16 protein-coding genes are annotated in these 16891 nt (G+C 61.4%); 6 read left to right on the forward strand and 10 right to left on the reverse strand.

Annotated elements, in window-relative coordinates:
* The first annotated feature begins 179 nt into the window (after positions 1-179).
* Together EP165_RS17280 and mgtE are read left to right on the forward strand one after the other, a co-directional pair.
* The gene (locus tag EP165_RS17280; RefSeq protein ID WP_164743079.1) at positions 180-1142 is read left to right on the forward strand and encodes a lysylphosphatidylglycerol synthase transmembrane domain-containing protein; all 963 of its coding nucleotides are present in this window, start codon (positions 180-182) and stop codon (positions 1140-1142) included.
* A gap of 104 nt (positions 1143-1246) precedes the next feature.
* Positions 1247-2668 (forward strand): magnesium transporter, encoded by a 1422-nt coding sequence (gene mgtE / locus EP165_RS17285; RefSeq protein ID WP_127524096.1) that lies wholly within the window; start codon positions 1247-1249, stop codon positions 2666-2668.
* A gap of 3 nt (positions 2669-2671) precedes the next feature.
* Here the strand turns inward: mgtE and EP165_RS17290 are convergent, their stop codons facing one another.
* From EP165_RS17290 to EP165_RS17300, 3 genes are all read right to left on the reverse strand, one after another.
* A complete protein-coding gene (locus EP165_RS17290) occupies positions 2672-3325 on the reverse strand; it encodes a YiaD family glycine zipper/OmpA-like lipoprotein (protein WP_127524097.1) in 654 nt (217 codons plus the stop codon).
* Between the two features lie 128 nt (positions 3326-3453).
* Positions 3454-4527, reverse strand: a complete 1074-nt coding sequence (locus EP165_RS17295; protein WP_127524098.1) for a GGDEF domain-containing protein — start codon at positions 4525-4527, stop codon at positions 3454-3456.
* 156 nt (positions 4528-4683) lie between these two features.
* Entirely contained in the window at positions 4684-5511 is an 828-nt protein-coding gene (locus EP165_RS17300; RefSeq protein WP_127524099.1) for an aldo/keto reductase, read from the reverse strand.
* Positions 5512-5590: 79 nt separating this feature from the next.
* Between EP165_RS17300 and EP165_RS17305 the strand changes: the two genes are divergently transcribed.
* Positions 5591-6571, forward strand: a complete 981-nt coding sequence (locus tag EP165_RS17305) for a heparan-alpha-glucosaminide N-acetyltransferase (RefSeq protein WP_127524100.1) — start codon at positions 5591-5593, stop codon at positions 6569-6571.
* Positions 6568-7044 (forward strand): methyltransferase family protein, encoded by a 477-nt coding sequence (locus EP165_RS17310; RefSeq protein ID WP_127524101.1) that lies wholly within the window; start codon positions 6568-6570, stop codon positions 7042-7044. Before EP165_RS17305 ends, EP165_RS17310 begins: the two co-directional genes overlap by 4 nt.
* A gap of 21 nt (positions 7045-7065) precedes the next feature.
* Here the strand turns inward: EP165_RS17310 and EP165_RS17315 are convergent, their stop codons facing one another.
* From EP165_RS17315 to EP165_RS17330, 4 genes are all read right to left on the reverse strand, one after another.
* Complete coding sequence (locus tag EP165_RS17315; protein ID WP_127524102.1) at positions 7066-7599, reverse strand: hypothetical protein; 534 nt, start codon at positions 7597-7599, stop codon at positions 7066-7068.
* 153 nt (positions 7600-7752) lie between these two features.
* A complete protein-coding gene (locus EP165_RS17320) occupies positions 7753-8139 on the reverse strand; it encodes a MerR family transcriptional regulator (protein WP_127524103.1) in 387 nt (128 codons plus the stop codon).
* Between the two features lie 254 nt (positions 8140-8393).
* A complete protein-coding gene (locus EP165_RS17325; protein WP_127524104.1) occupies positions 8394-9269 on the reverse strand; it encodes a DUF8453 domain-containing protein in 876 nt (291 codons plus the stop codon).
* Between the two features lie 143 nt (positions 9270-9412).
* A complete protein-coding gene (locus tag EP165_RS17330) occupies positions 9413-10294 on the reverse strand; it encodes an IS1595 family transposase (RefSeq protein ID WP_127524105.1) in 882 nt (293 codons plus the stop codon).
* Positions 10295-10493: 199 nt separating this feature from the next.
* Here EP165_RS17330 and recA point away from each other — a divergent pair, with 199 nt between their 5' ends.
* Together recA and alaS are read left to right on the forward strand one after the other, a co-directional pair.
* Positions 10494-11585 carry a recombinase RecA gene (recA, locus tag EP165_RS17335; RefSeq protein WP_127524106.1) on the forward strand — a complete coding sequence of 364 codons (1092 nt, stop codon included), beginning with the start codon at positions 10494-10496 and terminating at the stop codon, positions 11583-11585.
* A 225-nt stretch (positions 11586-11810) separates the two neighbouring features.
* Positions 11811-14477, forward strand: coding sequence for an alanine--tRNA ligase (alaS, locus tag EP165_RS17340; protein ID WP_127524107.1), 2667 nt, complete (start codon positions 11811-11813; stop codon positions 14475-14477).
* On the opposite strand, the gene EP165_RS17345 is transcribed toward alaS, so the two are convergent.
* From EP165_RS17345 to EP165_RS17355, 3 genes are read right to left on the reverse strand one after another with little or no spacing between them, the layout of a single operon-like run.
* Positions 14474-15079 carry a DedA family protein gene (locus EP165_RS17345; RefSeq protein ID WP_127524108.1) on the reverse strand — a complete coding sequence of 202 codons (606 nt, stop codon included), beginning with the start codon at positions 15077-15079 and terminating at the stop codon, positions 14474-14476. The two genes, alaS and EP165_RS17345, sit on opposite strands and share 4 nt — an antisense overlap.
* On the reverse strand, positions 15076-15432 hold the full coding sequence (locus EP165_RS17350) for a hypothetical protein (protein WP_127524109.1): 357 nt from the start codon (positions 15430-15432) through the stop codon (positions 15076-15078). Before EP165_RS17350 ends, EP165_RS17345 begins: the two co-directional genes overlap by 4 nt.
* Positions 15429-16856: an MFS transporter gene (locus EP165_RS17355; RefSeq protein ID WP_127524110.1), complete on the reverse strand. Its 1428-nt coding sequence runs from the start codon at positions 16854-16856 to the stop codon at positions 15429-15431. The genes EP165_RS17350 and EP165_RS17355 overlap by 4 nt, the downstream gene beginning before the upstream one ends.
* Positions 16857-16891: the final 35 nt, after the last annotated feature.

The raw sequence follows: 16891 nt of genomic DNA on the forward strand, positions 1-16891 counted from the left end.
CACGGGGCGAGTTCTCTAACAGAATCAAGGGGCGCCCTTTGGGCAATTGGTTTCGCAACACCTTGATATCTCACGATTATGCCACACTTCTCGACCGCACCATTCCCTTCCTTCACTATCCGAATCAGGCTGTCCTTCGCGCTTGGCGAAAGGACGCCTTCGTTGCGGAAGGGGAGCCCGTGCAGCTTCGATATCTTGTCATCACAGCCAAGTTGGCGGTCGGTGCGGGCCTGATCTATCTGCTCGTGCGTAATGCCGGTCTGCGTGAGGTTTGGGCGGTTCTGAAAACCGCGCAGCCGGTCTATGCGGCTGCTTCGGTCGCCTGCTTCGTTCTTGTGGTCGTCGTTAATGCGCTGCGGTGGCGCGCGGTGTTCGATGTGCTTGGAACGCAGCTGCCGCGCAGTGTGGCGGTATGGGGGACATTCGAGGGAATGTTCTTCAACCTGTTCCTGCCGACGGGCGTGGGCGGCGATGTCGTTCGTGCCTACCGCGCATATGACCACGGTTTGACGGCAAGGCGTGCCGCCGAATGTGGGTTGATCGACCGCGCATTCGGCCTGTGGGGGCTTGCGGCGGCAGTCGCGGTTGCCGCGGCGTTTTCGACCGCACTCACACTTGTGCCGGGATGGCAGATATTGGCTGCGGGCGCAGTTGTCGTTGTTGCGGGTGGTCTGGCTGTCGCCTGGGGGACCAAGTTCATTCCGGATTCGCGCCGCGGCTGGGCCGGGCGCATCACCGAGTTCCTGCGAACATATGCCGGTGTCGTGCACGCGCGCCGCTTCTGGACTGCAATCGTGCCGTTGCTTGCCGTCGCCAATCTCCTGATTGGCGCCAGCGCCTGGATGGCCGCGATGAGCCTGGGCCTGGACGCAAGCCTTGCCGACATGACGATCGTGATCGAGGGCGGCGCCTTGACCGCGATGGTCCCGATATCGATAGGCGGCTGGGGGGTGCGCGAAGGCACGTCGGCGTTTCTGCTCAATGCAATGGGGCATCCCCTGCCGGCTGCGATCGCGGCGTCGGCGCTGATGGGGCTTGTACTGGCAGTCATTGGTCTGATCGGCGCTTTGGTCTGGATGCTGTTGCCGTACCGCCGTTTGCCTGGCCGCAGCGCGGATGTGGATAGCCGGCCGCCGCCGTGAGGCTAGCAGCGCTATCCGCTGCAGCCGGGCAGAATTCCTTTTGAGTTCGCTTCAATGGCGCGCTAGACCAATTGGTGTCGCCGCATTCGAACGAGGAGGGCCTGTTGGAAAATCAGCAACATGACGTCCCTTCGAATGAGGAATGGGACGGCGACGACCGCTCCGACATCTACGGTGAAGACGGCGCGATCCTGCCCGAGTTTCTGGCTCATGTCGGCGCTGCCATCGGCGATCGCGACATCCTCGCACTGCGACAGGACGTGGGCTCGCTTCACCAGTCGGAGGTAGGCGATCTTCTTGAGGCGCTGATACCGGAGCAGCGCCGCGCTCTGATCGACCTGCTTGGCAACGATTTCGATTTTTCCGCCCTGACCGAGGTCGACGATGCGATCCGCGCGCAGATCGTCGATGCGCTGCCGAACGAGCAGATCGCTCGCGCCATGGCGGAACTCGATTCCGATGACGCGGTCTACATTCTGGAAGATCTCGACCAGGCCGATCAGGACGAGATTCTCGCCAAGCTGCCCTTCACGGAACGGGTGCGCCTGCGCCGCTCACTGGCCTATCCCGAAGAGTCCGCCGGGCGTCGCATGCAGACCGAGTTCGTCGCCGTTCCGCCGTTCTGGACGGTCGGCCAGACGATCGACTACATGCGCGAGGAACAGGACCTCCCCGAGAGTTTCAGCCAGATTTTCGTTATCGACCCGACGTTCCATCTTCTCGGCGCTGTCGATCTCGACCGCATTCTGCGCACCAAGCGCGGCGTCAAGATCGACGAGGTGATGCACGAGACGCGCCATGCCGTGCCTGCCCAGATGGATCAGGAAGAAGCGGCCCAGATTTTCGAGCAATACGACCTTCTCTCGGCCGCAGTGGTGGACGAGAACGAGCGCCTCGTCGGCGTTCTGACCATCGACGACGTGGTCGACGTCATTCAGCAGGAGGCGGAGGAAGACCTGCTGCGCATGGGCGGCGTGGGCGACGAGGAACTGTCCGACACTGTGGCCGCAACGACGCGCTCGCGTGTGCCGTGGCTGCTGGTCAACCTGGCAACTGCGATTGTCGCCTCGCTGGTGATTGGCCTTTTCGATGCAACGATTCAGCAAATGGTGGCGCTCGCCATCTTGATGCCAATCGTCGCTTCGATGGGCGGCAATGCCGCAACGCAGACAATGACGGTCACGGTGAGGGCACTCGCGACCCGCGATCTCGATATCTACAATGCCGGCCGCATCATTCGCCGCGAAACGGTCGTCGGCATTCTCAATGGCGTCGTCTTCGCAATCGTGATGGGCGTGGTGGCGTCCCTTTGGTTCGACGACATCACACTTGGCGTCATCATCGGAACCGCCATGGTGATCAACATGCTGGCTGCAGCGCTGGCCGGCATATTGATACCGCTTCTGCTCGACCGGTTCGGCATCGACCCGGCCATCGCTTCATCGGTCTTCGTCACAACGGTAACGGACGTGGTCGGCTTCTTCGCCTTCCTGGGCCTGGCCAGTTGGTGGTTCGGCTTCGGTTGATGCCTATTTCAGCGGCGAGAGCTGGATCTCGACCCGCCGGTTGAGCGCGCGGCCTTCAGGCGTTGCGTTGGTTGCGACCGGTCGCGATTCGCCATAGCCCTGAATAAAGAAGCGCCGGCTGTCGATGCCCTGCGCATTCAGATAGGTCGCAACTGAAAGCGCGCGGCGCTGCGAAAGGTCGATATTGTAGCCTTCGTCGCCCGTTGCGTCGGTATGCCCGTAAACGTCGACCAGCGTACGGTTGAACTTCGCCAGCACAACGGCCACGGCGTTGAGCGTCGGATAGAAGCCCGTGCTCACCGTGTCCTGATCGGTCGGGAAGGTGATGTTGGACGGCATGTTGAGGATGATGTTTTCGCCAACGCGCGTCACGCTTACGCCGGTGCCTGCGAGCTGCGCCCGCAATTCGGCTTCCTGGCTGTCCATATAGGCGCCGATGCCGCCGCCGGCGAGCGCGCCGATGCCTGCACCGATAAGCGCTGCGTTGCGGTTTCCGCCGCCGCCGATCACGAGTCCGGCAACGGTGCCGACACCGGCGCCGATCAGCGCACCACCGGCCGTGTTGCTGAGCTTTCGCTCACCGGTAAACGGGTCGGTCGTGCAGCCGGCTGCAAACACGGCTGCGGCAAATACAATGGCGGTATTTCTTTTCAACATGACTTGGAATCCTCTCCACCCGCTACCTAACAGGCAGAAATGCGCGGCACAATGACGTGTTTGAAGTCGAAATGCGGCCAATTCTGGGTTGAAAATCTGCGGCCGGCGTCCGGCTGCTGCCCGCGGGATCAGTCCGTGCGGTAGATCAGCCAGCTTTTGCGCGCCGGCGGTTTGTCGGCAACCGGGAACTTCGTCACCCGGTTGCGGCCGCCGTTTTTCGACGCATAGAGTGCCTGATCTGCCTTGGCGTAGAGGTCGTCCGCGCTGGTGGCCTCGGATGCCATGCATACGCCGACCGAAACGGTGATCGTTTCATCGAGGGCGAGCCCTGAATTGTCCCGGAACGAAGCCTTTTCGATTGCCCTGCGAATGTCTTCTCCGACTCGCAAGGTCGCCTCTTCGCTCAGGCCTTCGACAATGATGCCGAATTCTTCGCCGCCGGTGCGCGCAACCGGCATGTTGTCTGCAGCGCAGGTGCGCAGGATGTGCGACAGCTGCTGCAATACGTGGTCTCCCGTAGGATGGCCGTAGCGGTCGTTCACTTCCTTGAAACGGTCGACATCGGCAACAATGAGCGCGTTGAAAAGACGCCCTTTTTCATCCTGGTAGATCGCAGCCATCGCCCGATCGAAGGCTCTGCGGTTGTCCAACTGTGTGAGCGGGTCGGTGTCGGCGAGTTTCTTGTATTCGACCAGTTTGGTCTTCACGTCCTCCAGTTCGGCGGACCGGTCGGCGATCGACGACGCAATCTGGCGGCCCTGTTCGATCGTGGAATCGGTTGCAACGGCCATGATGCCGACAATCTTGCGCAAAATGTCGACGTTGAGTGCTCGGTGCCCGCTCAACCCGGCCGAAGTGCGGTCCAGTATCGTCCCGTATTTCTCGAGCGAATTGCGCTCGCGCATCAACAGCCTCATCACCTCTTCGATCTTTTCGGTGATCTGGTCATGCGCGCTTTCGACGATGCCCTCGCGGTTGTTCAGAGCGAAAAAATCGCGCGACAGCTGGTCGAGATCCAACTGGGTCGGGCGCGGTCCGAGCTTGGAAAGCGCCACTCGCAGCGCTTCGTTGGAGCCCGCATAGGCTTCGTAATAGAGTTCATAGTTGCGGGGCAGGCCGATGACGCCGGCTTTGCTCATGACTTCCACGACGGACTGAGCGGTGTCCTTGACGCCTTCCGATATGGCCATCGACGCCTGCATGTGCCCCACTCCGAAACAGCCACAGTGCATTTTATGCGCATGTGGCTGAACTGCCGCGCAGGCTCATGAAAGCTGCGCGCGAATTGCAACCACGGGAACGCTAGCAGCGCGCAGCTAACGCACGGTTAATTGCGTGTAACCGCCGACACAATTGTATCAGCCGTCCCAGACCGGTGAGAATTCGAAGTCGCAGATTCGATTGTTGGCTGCCTGCAGAGCCGAGATTGCGTGCATTTCCGCTTCAGTGAGCTCGAAACCGAAGACATCGAGATTCTCGGCCAGCCGTTCGCGTCGCGTGGTGCGTGGAATGGCGATCACGCCAGGCTGCTGAACATGCCACCGCAGGACGATTTGCCCCGGCGTCCGGCCGTGTTTCGCTGCCGCCTCGGCGACGGCCGGTTCGTGCAGGATATCGAGCCCGCGTCCGAGGGGGCAGTAGGAGACCATGGCCATTCCCGCTGCCCGGCACGCCGCCAGCACCTTCGACTGGTCGAGCTTCGGATGGTATTCGACCTGATTGGCCGAAAGCGAATGGCCGGCCAGTGACATGGCATCGGCGAGCAGCGCGGTCGGAAAGTTGGAAACGCCGATATTGCGGGTGAGCCCGTCCTTCAGCGCCGCCTCAAGAGCGCCGATGGTCTCGCTCAGCCGAATGGCCGGGTTCGGCCAATGGATGAGAAGCAGATCGACCTGTTCGAGGCCGAGGCGATCGAGGCTCTGTTCCGCCGAGCGCCGGAAATCGGCCGCCGCTAGGTCGGTCGGCCAGACCTTTGTGGTAACGAACAGTTCGTCGCGCGGCACGCCGGCGCGGGCGATGCCGCGGCCCACATCGTCCTCGTTCTTGTACATTGCTGCCGTATCGATGTGGCGGTAGCCGGTTTCGATCGCCGCCTGGACGAGATCGGCGCACTGGTCGCCCCGCAAGGTCCAGGTTCCAAGGCCGATTGAAGGAATGTGCGCACCGTTGGCATCGACAGAATGCAAGTCCGTTCTCCGGTTGAGCGGTGAGGTGATTTACGTGCTATCGCGGCGTATGCGGATTCTGCATCGCGGAGATGACCTAATGTACGACAGGCCGGCAGGCAAATCGCGTATCGAACTGCTCGACCTTGCACGCGGCACCGCTCTGGTTGCGATGGCCGTCTACCATTTCGCATGGGACCTGGAGTTTTTCGGTTATGCCGAGCCGGGCATGACGGCGGTGGGCGGCTGGAAGCTCTTTGCGCGCAGCATTGCGTCGTCATTTCTCTTCATCGTCGGCATCAGCCTCTATCTGGCCCATTCCGGCGGCGTCCGGTCGGGCCCCTATCTGCGGCGCCTGGCGATGGTGGCGGGCGCCGCACTCGCGATTTCGCTCGTGACCTGGTTTGCGGTACCGGGCGGCTTCATCTTCTTCGGTATTCTGCACCAGATCGCGCTCGCCTCGGTGCTTGGCCTCTTTTTCCTCAACCTGCCCTGGTTCGTGAGCGCCGCATCCGCGGCCGTCTTCATAGCCGCGCCCTGGTATCTGCGCTCGACTATGTTCGACGCGCCCGTCTTTTGGTGGATCGGACTGTCGAGTTCCGACCCGGTTTCCAACGACTATGTCCCGCTTTTCCCCTGGTTCGGTGCGGTGTTGGCCGGCATTGCGGTTACAAGCCTTGCGAGCCGTACCGGCCTAGTGGAGCGGGCGCGGTTTGCGCTGGGGCGCTGGTCGTCGCCGTTTCGCTTTCTGGGGCGCCACAGCCTGGTCGTCTATCTGGCCCACCAGCCGCTGCTGATTGCAATCGTCTGGCTTTTCTCCCAGGTGGCTCCGCCCGCCCTTCGATCCGATGCCGAGCAGTTCGGCCTTGCCTGCGAGGCCACATGCGCGCAAACGCATGACGCGGACTTCTGTGCCCGCTATTGCGGCTGCGTCTACGACAGGCTGGCTGCCGCCGGCGCACTGGACGCGGTCTTTGCAAGCGAGCAAGATGCAGAGCAGATCGCGATGCTGAACGAGGTGGCGTCCATGTGCACCTTCAACGCGCAGCAGGATATGGGGGAGGGCGAGGCAACCGAATGAGCGAGCATTCCGCCCCGCCCAGCCGTCTGCCCTGGCCGCCGATGATCTATGTCGCGGCGGTGGCTCTGGCTATCGTCGCGCAATGGCTTTGGCCGCTGCCCTGGATCGGCCCGCCACTTGCCGACCTGCTGTTCGCTCTGGGCTGGCTGATGGTTCTGGCGGCGCTCGCGCTCGATTTCGGTGCGATGCGGACAATGCGCAAGGCGCGAACGACGATCCTGCCCCACCGGGCAGCCGATCACCTGGTTACGGGCGGGCCTTTCGCGCTCAGCCGCAACCCGATCTATCTGGGCAACACCACACTCATGGTTGCGATAGGCTTTATCGCCGGCAGCCTCTGGTTCTTACTGCTTGCGCCGCTGGCTGCCATCGCGACCACGTTTCTGGCGATCAGGCAGGAGGAGCGGCATCTGGCCGAGCGGTTCGGCAAGCGCTACCGCGACTACCAGAAGAAGGTCCGGCGCTGGCTTTGACGCGCCCTCGGCTGGCGGAAGTTAGCTCTCGTGCCGCATGTCCATGCAGACTTCGATGCTGCGCGGCAGCTTGTCGAGCGTGCCCGAAGTCTTGACCACGCCTTCCCAGCGGATGACGTCTCCGCGGTTCGATATTTGCGGCAGGTTGGCCACTGCGCCATTGAACTCCGAGCTTGACTGCCCGTTGGCGAGATCGATTTGCGAAACGATTTTGCGCACGCTGCCCTGGCTGTGTTTCGAATGATCGTAGGTGAGCCGGACGGTATCGCCGGGCGGCAGGCCGCGCACCGTCAGATTGGTGATCGTGTAGAGTTTGAACTGGTTGGGATCCTCAAGCACGTAGGTGTCGTAATCGGCGGAAGGTTGCCCGGAAGGAAGGCTCTGCTTGAGCTTGAAGCAAACGTCGCTGACCTCGTAGACGACGCCAGAATCGCTGTTATTGCCGTTGTCTTCCGGCTCCCGGCCGGGTGCGTTGCCGCCCGGCAGGTTCTTGAGCACATAAACCCCAAGCGCAAGCAGCAAGATGATTGCCAGTAAAGTAGCGACATATACCACCGCGATATCCCCCGTCAGCTTGTTTGTTGCATCGGGATTATAAGTGGCAGTGCTGCTTACGCAACGGAATGTAAGGCTGTGATGAGTTCGCGCAAATGATCTTGCAGTTTAGCTGCCGGGATCTGCGGCTAATCTTGGCGCTGTAGGCCTGTTTCAGGTCGAGACGCCAAGCTCCACAAGTCGCTCGACGCAGGCCTCTTCGGCATTGTCGAGTTCTTCGATCGTTTCTTCCAGGTCGCGGCGTTTCTGACGCAGCATGTCCCGCTTTTCGTCGATGCGCTCGATCATCAGCTTCAGCTGGCCGACTTCGCCGGGCGGCTCCTTGTATATCTGGATAATCTCGCGGATTTCGTTGATCGAGAATCCAAGCCGGCGGCCGCGAATGATCTGCCGCACCAGATGGCGGTCCGACGGCCGAAACAGCCTTGTGCGGCCGCGCCGCGCCGGGTGGATCAGACCCTCGTCTTCGTAGAAGCGCAGCGTGCGCGTAGAAATCCCGAACTCGCGGGTCAGTTCCGTGATGGAATAATAATCGCGCACCTGGTCAACCGTGGCTGTTTTTGAGGCAGCCTGTGTGACATGGCGTTTACGTAAAAGTCAAATATCCTGGGAGGCAATACGGACGAACGGGCCGTGCCGCCTGTCATGGCGAATCCGTCGTGTCTTCGAGGCGGCAACCACGGCGTCTGGTGCGCCCGCCGCAGGCGAAGCTGAAATGCTGGGCGGGTGCATTGGGATGTATCCCCGTCAAGCATGTATTGCAATTTTGTGGGGTGGTTACGCTAGCCGCCATCCTATGTGTAGTCGCGATATCCGCGCTGCTCGCGAAGGAAAGTCTGCTGACCAAACGAGAGGTGTGTGGTGGGGTACTGAGCTTCATCCCGCAGGACAAACGTCTTGAGGGTAACGTGCTCTGTGCCGGTGGACGTCGATCTGTAGACAATAGCGATTGCGATGTGCATCGCTTTGAATACATCTTCCTGCACAAGAACCATGTTTTCATCTGCGATGAAAACCTGGTGATAGATCGTGTCATCGCCGTCCATCAATACGATAGGGGCTTCGTTGGAATTCCCCTCGACGTTCGCAATCGCGCCGAAGGCAGTGGCAAGCAAGTCGCCACCATCGGGGATAGAATCACTTCCCGCCCTGACGCCAAACGCTGGACTCTTTCCGATATTGCGGACCCTAATCTCGCAGGTTATCAGCGCAGCCCCTTTAATTCTACTGATCCGGTATTCGGAGACAGTGAAATCCAACCATGGGCGCTGATCGAAGAAGAAAGCCCGTCTGGTCTCTCCCAGAGTTTGGTAGACAAACAAGATACCGATCAGCGTGATAACAGCCGTTATGACGGATATTACCGCCATCAACAGCGCATAGATCGCCATATCCTGTTGGGCGGTAAGGTCGCGCTCGGCGCGCTGATGCTCGTTGGTGGCTTCTATTATCTTATACGAACATTTCGAATAGGCGGCAGCATCCATCCCGGCACAGGTGCGCTCTATCTCCTGCTCAGCGCGGGCAGCATATTCGGCGGCGCGATATTTCTCGTATTCGTCTTGATGTCGATCTAGTGACCACAGGTAAGCGAATGCACCAACCAGAACCAATCCGACAAACACGGCAATCCAAGGTGCAACTAATGCAAACTGCTCGCGGTCAGTCATCGGAATGGCACTAGAACCCCTCGCCCCACACGTGACTATCGGGTAGAATCGCCGTTACAGCAACTAAGGAACATGAATGGCCGAAATGCCCACTAACACCCGCTTCGACAAGCTCTTGAGGGCCATGATAGCCCGCCCGCCGTTTAGCGAGCAGGACGCGGGAAAGACTGCAAAAGCAGGTCAAACATCAGGTGCGGCTGCTTCCGCAGGTTCTGACGGAACTCGAACTCCCAAAGGTAAGTCTGGAGCCACTTCTTCGAAACGGTCACGTAAGTCCCGTTAATCGACCGCTTCACATGCGACCAGAACGCCTCAATGTTGTTCGTGTGGACTTCACCTGAAACGTACTCTTTCGCGCTGTGATTGACGGTCCCGTGGCGATAACCGTGTTCGGATAGCTCACGAAATGCGCCAGCCTCATCGGTCGCGATACGCGAACCAGGACGCACCCATTTGAAGATCGCGGGAATCACATGGTTGGCGCGTTTGGATGGAATGACGCGAGTAACGACTTCCCCGCCGCGCTCAATGATGCCGAGCACAACCGCCTTGTCGTCTTGTCCGAGCTTGTCGCGTCCGCCAATGAATGCCTTATCGGCCTCAACGATGCCGCCACCTTTGCCGCCTAGGCTGTTGTCGCCATCGACATAGCCCATGTACTGGCGAATGAGATTGCACATGCGCCAAGCGGTTTTGTAAGTCACGCCGATAGTGCGCTGGACTTCCTTGGCCGATACGCCGTTGCGGGACGTGGTGAACATGAACATCACGTGGAACCAGTCACGCAGAGACGTGCGGGTGTTCTCAAATGGCGTCCCTGCGGTCGGATAGACCTGATAGCCGCAGAAATCGCATTCGTAGCAACGGCGGGCTTTCACGCGGTGGTAGTTCGCCGGCTTGCCGCATTTTGCGCATTCGTGGCGCTTTCCGTAACGAGTTTCCATCAGATGATCCAAGCACGAATCATCGTCGGGGAAGCGTTCTAGGAACTCGCGGACGGTCGGAAGTTTCGGTGTTTTGCTCATGTCCTACATATAGCAAATCACCCTACATGTTTCAAGGGGATACATCCCGGTGCATTCCAGGCGGAACACAGATGGAACATCTCGGAAAGTGCATTTCGATCAATATGTTGAGGCCCTTGCAAAAATGGAACAAAAAGTGTACAAAAAAGTCAGGGACACCGGATTGTCCGGTCTTCGATGACGACCAAGGGGTGATAAGATGGCGCAAAATTCATTGCGGCTCGTAGAGGAAAGTTCAGTGGACAAATCAAAGGCTCTGGATGCGGCCCTGTCGCAGATCGAGCGCGCCTTCGGCAAGGGCTCGATCATGCGCCTCGGCGCCAATGAGCAGGTCGTCGAAATCGAAACCGTCCCCACCGGTTCGCTCGGTCTCGATATCGCGCTCGGTGTCGGCGGTCTTCCCAAGGGGCGTATCATCGAGATCTATGGCCCGGAAAGTTCGGGCAAGACGACGCTGGCGCTGCACACGGTCGCCGAGGCGCAGAAGAAGGGCGGCATCTGTGCCTTTGTCGACGCCGAACATGCGCTTGACCCCGTCTATGCCCGCAAGCTTGGCGTCGATCTCGAAAATCTGCTGATCTCGCAGCCCGACACTGGCGAGCAGGCGCTGGAGATCTGCGACACGCTGGTGCGCTCCGGCGCGATCGACGTTCTGGTGGTCGATTCGGTTGCCGCCCTTACGCCGCGCGCCGAGATCGAGGGCGAGATGGGCGATTCGCTGCCCGGCCTTCAGGCCAGGCTGATGAGCCAGGCGCTGCGCAAGCTGACCGCCTCGATTTCGCGCTCCAACACCATGGTCATCTTCATCAACCAGATCCGTATGAAGATCGGCGTCATGTTCGGTTCGCCCGAGACCACCACCGGTGGCAATGCGCTGAAGTTCTATGCGTCCGTGCGTCTCGATATCCGCCGCATCGGTGCCGTGAAGGACCGTGACGAGGTGGTGGGCAACCAGACCCGCGTCAAGGTGGTCAAGAACAAGCTTGCGCCGCCCTTCAAGCAGGTCGAGTTCGACATCATGTACGGCGAGGGTGTCTCCAAGACCGGTGAACTGATCGATCTTGGCGTGAAGGCCGGTGTGGTCGAAAAGTCGGGTTCCTGGTTCTCCTACAACTCGCAGCGCATCGGGCAGGGGCGTGAAAACGCCAAGCAGTTCATGCGCGACAATCCCGAAATGGCAAACGAGATCGAGCAGGCGTTGCGGCAGAACGCCGGGCTGATCGCCGAGCGTTTCCTTGAGGAGGGCGGTCCGGACGACCTTGAAGCCGGCGGTGAATCGGCCGAAGCCTGACCCTTATCTGAGTTGAGTGAAACGCCGCCGCTTCGTACCGGCGGCGTTTTTGTTTGTGGCGCGGGCAGCGGGTCGCCGGATGGCGTGCCGATGCCTGTCCGGCTCATCTGCGCAGGCATGGTGCGGCCGGGTCAAACAGAACTGTTTCAAACTGCACCGAACTTGGTCTAAAAGCCCTGTTCCAATCGCTGCTTGGCTGCGGCGTTTCACGAAAAGGCTTGGGTTATGAGCGGCGTTAACGGCATCCGGTCGGCTTTTCTCGACTATTTCGGTTCCAACGGTCACGAGATCGTTGCCTCCAGTCCATTGGTGCCGCGCAACGATCCCACGCTGATGTTCACCAATGCCGGCATGGTCCAGTTCAAGAACGTCTTCACCGGGCTGGAGAAGCGCGACTACGCGCGCGCGGTCACGGCGCAGAAATGCGTGCGCGCCGGCGGCAAACACAACGATCTCGACAATGTCGGCTACACCGCGCGCCATCACACGTTCTTCGAGATGCTGGGCAATTTCTCTTTCGGCGACTATTTCAAGGATGTCGCCATCGAACTCGCCTGGAACCTCATCACCCGCGAATTCGGTCTCGATCCCTCGAAGCTGCTGGTCACCGTCTACCACACCGACGACGATGCCGCCGCCTTCTGGAAAAAGATCGCCGGCCTGCCGGACGACCGCATCATCCGCATTGCGACACACGATAATTTCTGGGCGATGGGCGATACAGGCCCCTGCGGTCCCTGTTCGGAGATATTCTACGACCATGGCGAGCACATTCCAGGCGGTCCGCCCGGAAGCCCGGACGAGGATGGCGATCGTTTCATCGAAATCTGGAACCTGGTTTTCATGCAGTTCGAGCAGGTCACGCCTGACGAGCGCATCGATCTGCCGCGTCCGTCGATCGACACCGGCATGGGCCTGGAGCGTATCGCGGCGGTCATGCAGGGCAAGCACGACAATTACGATATCGACCTGTTCCAGGCGTTGATTAAAGCCTCGGTTGAGGCGACCGGCGTGAAGGCGGAGGGCGCTGCCAGGGCCAGCCACCGCGTTATCGCCGACCATCTGCGCGCATCAAGCTTTCTGATCGCCGATGGCGTTTTGCCCTCCAACGAGGGCAGGGGTTACGTGCTACGCCGCATCATGCGCCGCGCCATGCGTCACGCACAGCTTCTCGGCGCCTCCGAGCCGCTCATGTGGCGGCTTGTGCCGGCGCTGGTTCAGGAAATGGGCCAGGCCTATCCGGAACTCGTTCGCGGCCAGCCGCTCATCACCGAAACGCTTCAGCTCGAGGAAAAGCGCTTCCGCAAGACGCTGGCACGCGGCCTCGGCCTTTTGGAGGAAGCAACGCAGTCGTTCGGCAGCGGCGACACGCTCGACGGCGAGACCGCCTTCAAGCTTTACGATACATATGGTTTCCCGCTCGACCTGACGCAGGATGCGCTGCGCCAGCGCGGCATCGGCGTCGACACCGGCGGTTTCAACACCGCGATGGAGCGCCAGAAGGCAGAGGCGCGCGCAAGCTGGGCCGGCTCTGGCGAGGCCGCCGCGGAAGCGATCTGGTTCCAGCTGCGTGAGAAGCTCGGGGCCACCGAGTTTCTGGGTTATTCCAGCGAAGCCGCCGAAGGCGTGATCAGCGCCCTGGTGCACGACGGCGCGGAAGTGCCCGCGGCCAAAAAGGGTGACGACGTTGCCGTGATCCTCAACCAGACACCGTTTTACGGTGAGTCCGGCGGCCAGGTCGGCGACACCGGCGTGATCCGTGGCGACGATTTCGAGATTGCCGTGTCCGACACGCAGAAGAAGGGCGATGGCCTTTTTGTGCATTATGGCAAGGTCATGTCGGGCGAGGTGAAACCGGGCGCGGCGGCCGAACTTGAAGTCGATCATCGCCGCCGCAGCCAGATCCGCGCCAACCATTCGGCCACGCATCTCCTGCACGAGGCTTTGCGCGAAGTGCTTGGCGGCCATGTGGCGCAGAAGGGGTCGCTGGTGGCGCCTGAGCGGCTCCGGTTCGACTTCTCGCACCCCAAGCCGATCGGTGATGCCGAACTTTCCGAAATCGAAGCGATCGCCAATGAGATCGTGCTGCAAAACAGTGCCGTCTCGACGCGCCTTATGGCGGTCGATGAAGCGATCGAGTCCGGCGCAATGGCGCTCTTCGGCGAAAAATACGGCGACGAGGTACGGGTCGTCACCATGGGCACCGCACTTCGCGGCGGTAAGGCGGGCAAGCCTTATTCGGTCGAGCTGTGCGGCGGCACGCATGTGAACGCGACGGGAGACATAGGTCTCGTGCGCGTGGTGTCGGAAGGCGCGGTGTCATCCGGCGTGCGACGGCTTGAGGCGCTGACAGGAGCCGCCGCGCGCGATCATCTTGCCGAGCAGGATCGGCGCCTGCGCCAGATGGCTGCAGCGCTGAAGGTTTCGCCGCAGGATGCGCCGGGCCGCCTCGATGCCGTTCTGGAAGAGCGCCGCCGGATGGAGCGTGAATTGGCCGAGGCACGCAAGCAGCTTGCGCTTGGCGGCGGTGTGTCCTCTGCGGGCGGCACGTCGGAGAAAGAAGATGTCGGCGGCGTCGGTTTCCTCGGCCGGGTCGTCAGCGGTGTTGCGCCCAAGGACCTGAAATCGTTGGCCGACGAAGGCAAAAAGTCACTCGGTTCGGGTGTAACCGTGTTCGTCGGCACTTCGGATGACGGCAAGGCGAGTGTTGTGGTCGGCGTCACCGAAGACCTGACACAGCGCTTCAGCGCTGTGGATCTGGTGCGCGTCGCTTCGCAGGCGCTTGGCGGCAAGGGCGGCGGCGGCCGGCCGGATATGGCCCAGGCAGGCGGGCCGGATGCCGCGAAGGCAAATGACGCGGTGTCGGCCGTGCGAGCTGCGCTTGCCGGTTAGGCGGCGCCGACCGGCTGTTTGCGCGCTGCCTTGAGAAGACGCCACCCGAGGAACAGCGTGACAATGGCGGCGGCCAGCAGCCAGGCCGCGTTCGATATGAGGTCGGCGATCGCCGAGATCGAGCTGCTGAACAGGTAGCCGAGCGCCAGGTAACCGCTGACCCAGATCGTTTCGCCGGCAATGTCCCAGGCCAGGAATGTAAGCCAGCGCATGCGTGCAAGGCCGCTCACGACATTGACCATCGGCCCCAGCGGACTGATGAGCCAGCGCGTCAGGAACACACCCATCGCGCCCCAGCGCGACGAATAGGCCTCGGCTTTCGCAAGTTGCTGCCCGACGCGCGGCTTGTCGGCAACGTAGTTTCGTACGCCCTGGCCGCCGAAGCGCCCGACCGCGTAGCCGAGCTGGTCGCCGGCAACTGCTCCGCCAAGGCTCCACAAAAACGCCTCTGCAAGCGAGATGTCGCCCTCCACAAGCAGAGCGCCGACTGTCATCAGCAGGATCGAAGTCGGCAGCGGCACGCCGAACTGGCCAGTCGCCAGAATGGCTGCAACTGCCGGCAACCCGTAGACCGTGAAGAACTCGAGCAGTTCCGCGCTCACGGGCGGCGTTCCTGCAGCTCCTGCCGCGCAACTTCGATAGCGGCTTCGACACGCATAATCAGCTCAGGCAGAGGCTCGCCGGTTTCCTGAGCGATGCGGCCGAGCGGCCGCCGCTCCGGTTTGCGCGGATCATAGCCCAGCGCTTTCTGGAGCTCTTCGGGAGGCAGACGGTAGGAATGGGCAACGTAGCCAATCGTCATCCAGCCTTCGATTTCGACATTCTGGTGGTTCGACCAGTAGATGAAGAACGCCGCCGTGCGGATTGCAAAAAACAATGTCAGTGCCGCCGCTACGGTAAAGGCTATCAGCAGCAGCCGGTTGTTTCGCCACAGGTGCCGGACGAGGCGCTTCATCCTGCCACTCGCGCCGGTTCCTTTCGCTCGCGCACGAAATTGAGAGCGGCGAACAGCCCAAGCAAGGCGAAAGGCAGGCTGGCTACGACAGCCCAGAAGCCTACGCTGCGTGCGCTTTCAACGTCGATACCGTCGGCAAAACCTGCTGCGTTGGCTACGATACCGATGGCTGCGGCGCCGATGGCGTAACCGAGCCGGTGCAGGGTGGGGATGGCGCTCGCAACCCGATTGTGCTCGCTGGGCGGCGCCAGTTTGGTCGCGCGCCGCAGCACGAATGTCCAGGCCGCGCCGAAACCGGCCCCCTGCAGGATCGCGAGTGCCACGATTGCCGATACCGGACCGTTAGGCAGCGCGTAGACCAGGCCGAAGACCGACGCGGTGATGACCAGCAATCCGGCGAGGATCATTGTGCGGTCCCAGCGCTCCGGAATGCCGGCAATCAGGATGGCCGCCACCGACCAGCCGATCGATTCCAGCGCGATCACGTAGCCTGCCTCAAGCGGCGTCAGGCCATGTACGGTAACCATGATCACCGGTCCGTAGATGCCGAGCGCGATGGTTGAGATGGCAAAACACATGATCATGACCAGCGGCGCGCCAAGCGTGGCGAGGGGGTTGAAAACCTGCGGCGGCAGCATGCGGCCTTCGCCGGCTTGGGAATCGCGCAGGGCGAAGAGGCCGAGGCAGGCCACTCCGAGCCCAACGAGGAAAAGCGAAAGCAGCAGCGTCGCTGCCAGCCCCGCCGCGGCGATCGAGGTGACCCCCGCTGCAAGCAACGCGAGCCGGTAGGCCGGGAAACGTGTCCTGATTGCCTCCTTTTCGTCGGGCGGCAGTTCGATCACCCGTGTGCGCCACAGCCACAATGCAAGCAATGCCGCCTGAATGGCAAAGGCCCAGAATGCCCAGCGCCAGACCCCGGCGCCGGCGAAAACGCCGCCGACCAGCGGACCGACGAAGGCCGACATGCCCCAGAGCGCCGAAACAGCGGCCATGACGCGTGGCATGAGCGTGGCATGGAACAGCCGGGCTACGGCAATAAAGGACAGCGCCACCAGCCCGCCGCCGCCGAGCCCTTGAAGCACCCGCCCGGCAAGCATGACCGGCATGGTCGGTGCCATCGCGCTGATGGCGCAGCCGATGAGGTAAATGAGTGCGGCAGCCGTCATCGCCTGGCGCAATCCGACATGCCGCAGCAGATGAGCGGCCGAGGCGCCAGCGGCAATCGAGCCGATTTCGTAGAGCGCGAATATCCAGCCGATCAGCGGCGCGCCACCGATATCGGTCACGATCGCCGGGATCATGGTGGCGACCATAAGCCCGTCGGCGGCGTGCAGCCACACACCGAGCGAAACAACGGCGATTTTCGTGGCGTTGCCGCCCGTCAGAAGTTGGCGCCAGCCGGCGTCGTTTACAGCGTCAGTCATGAACCGGCACTTGGCACCCTCGTTCGTCTATGTCG

The sequence above is a fragment of the Mesorhizobium sp. Z1-4 genome, from assembly GCF_004000235.1.
Taxonomy (GTDB): domain Bacteria; phylum Pseudomonadota; class Alphaproteobacteria; order Rhizobiales; family Rhizobiaceae; genus RCIO01.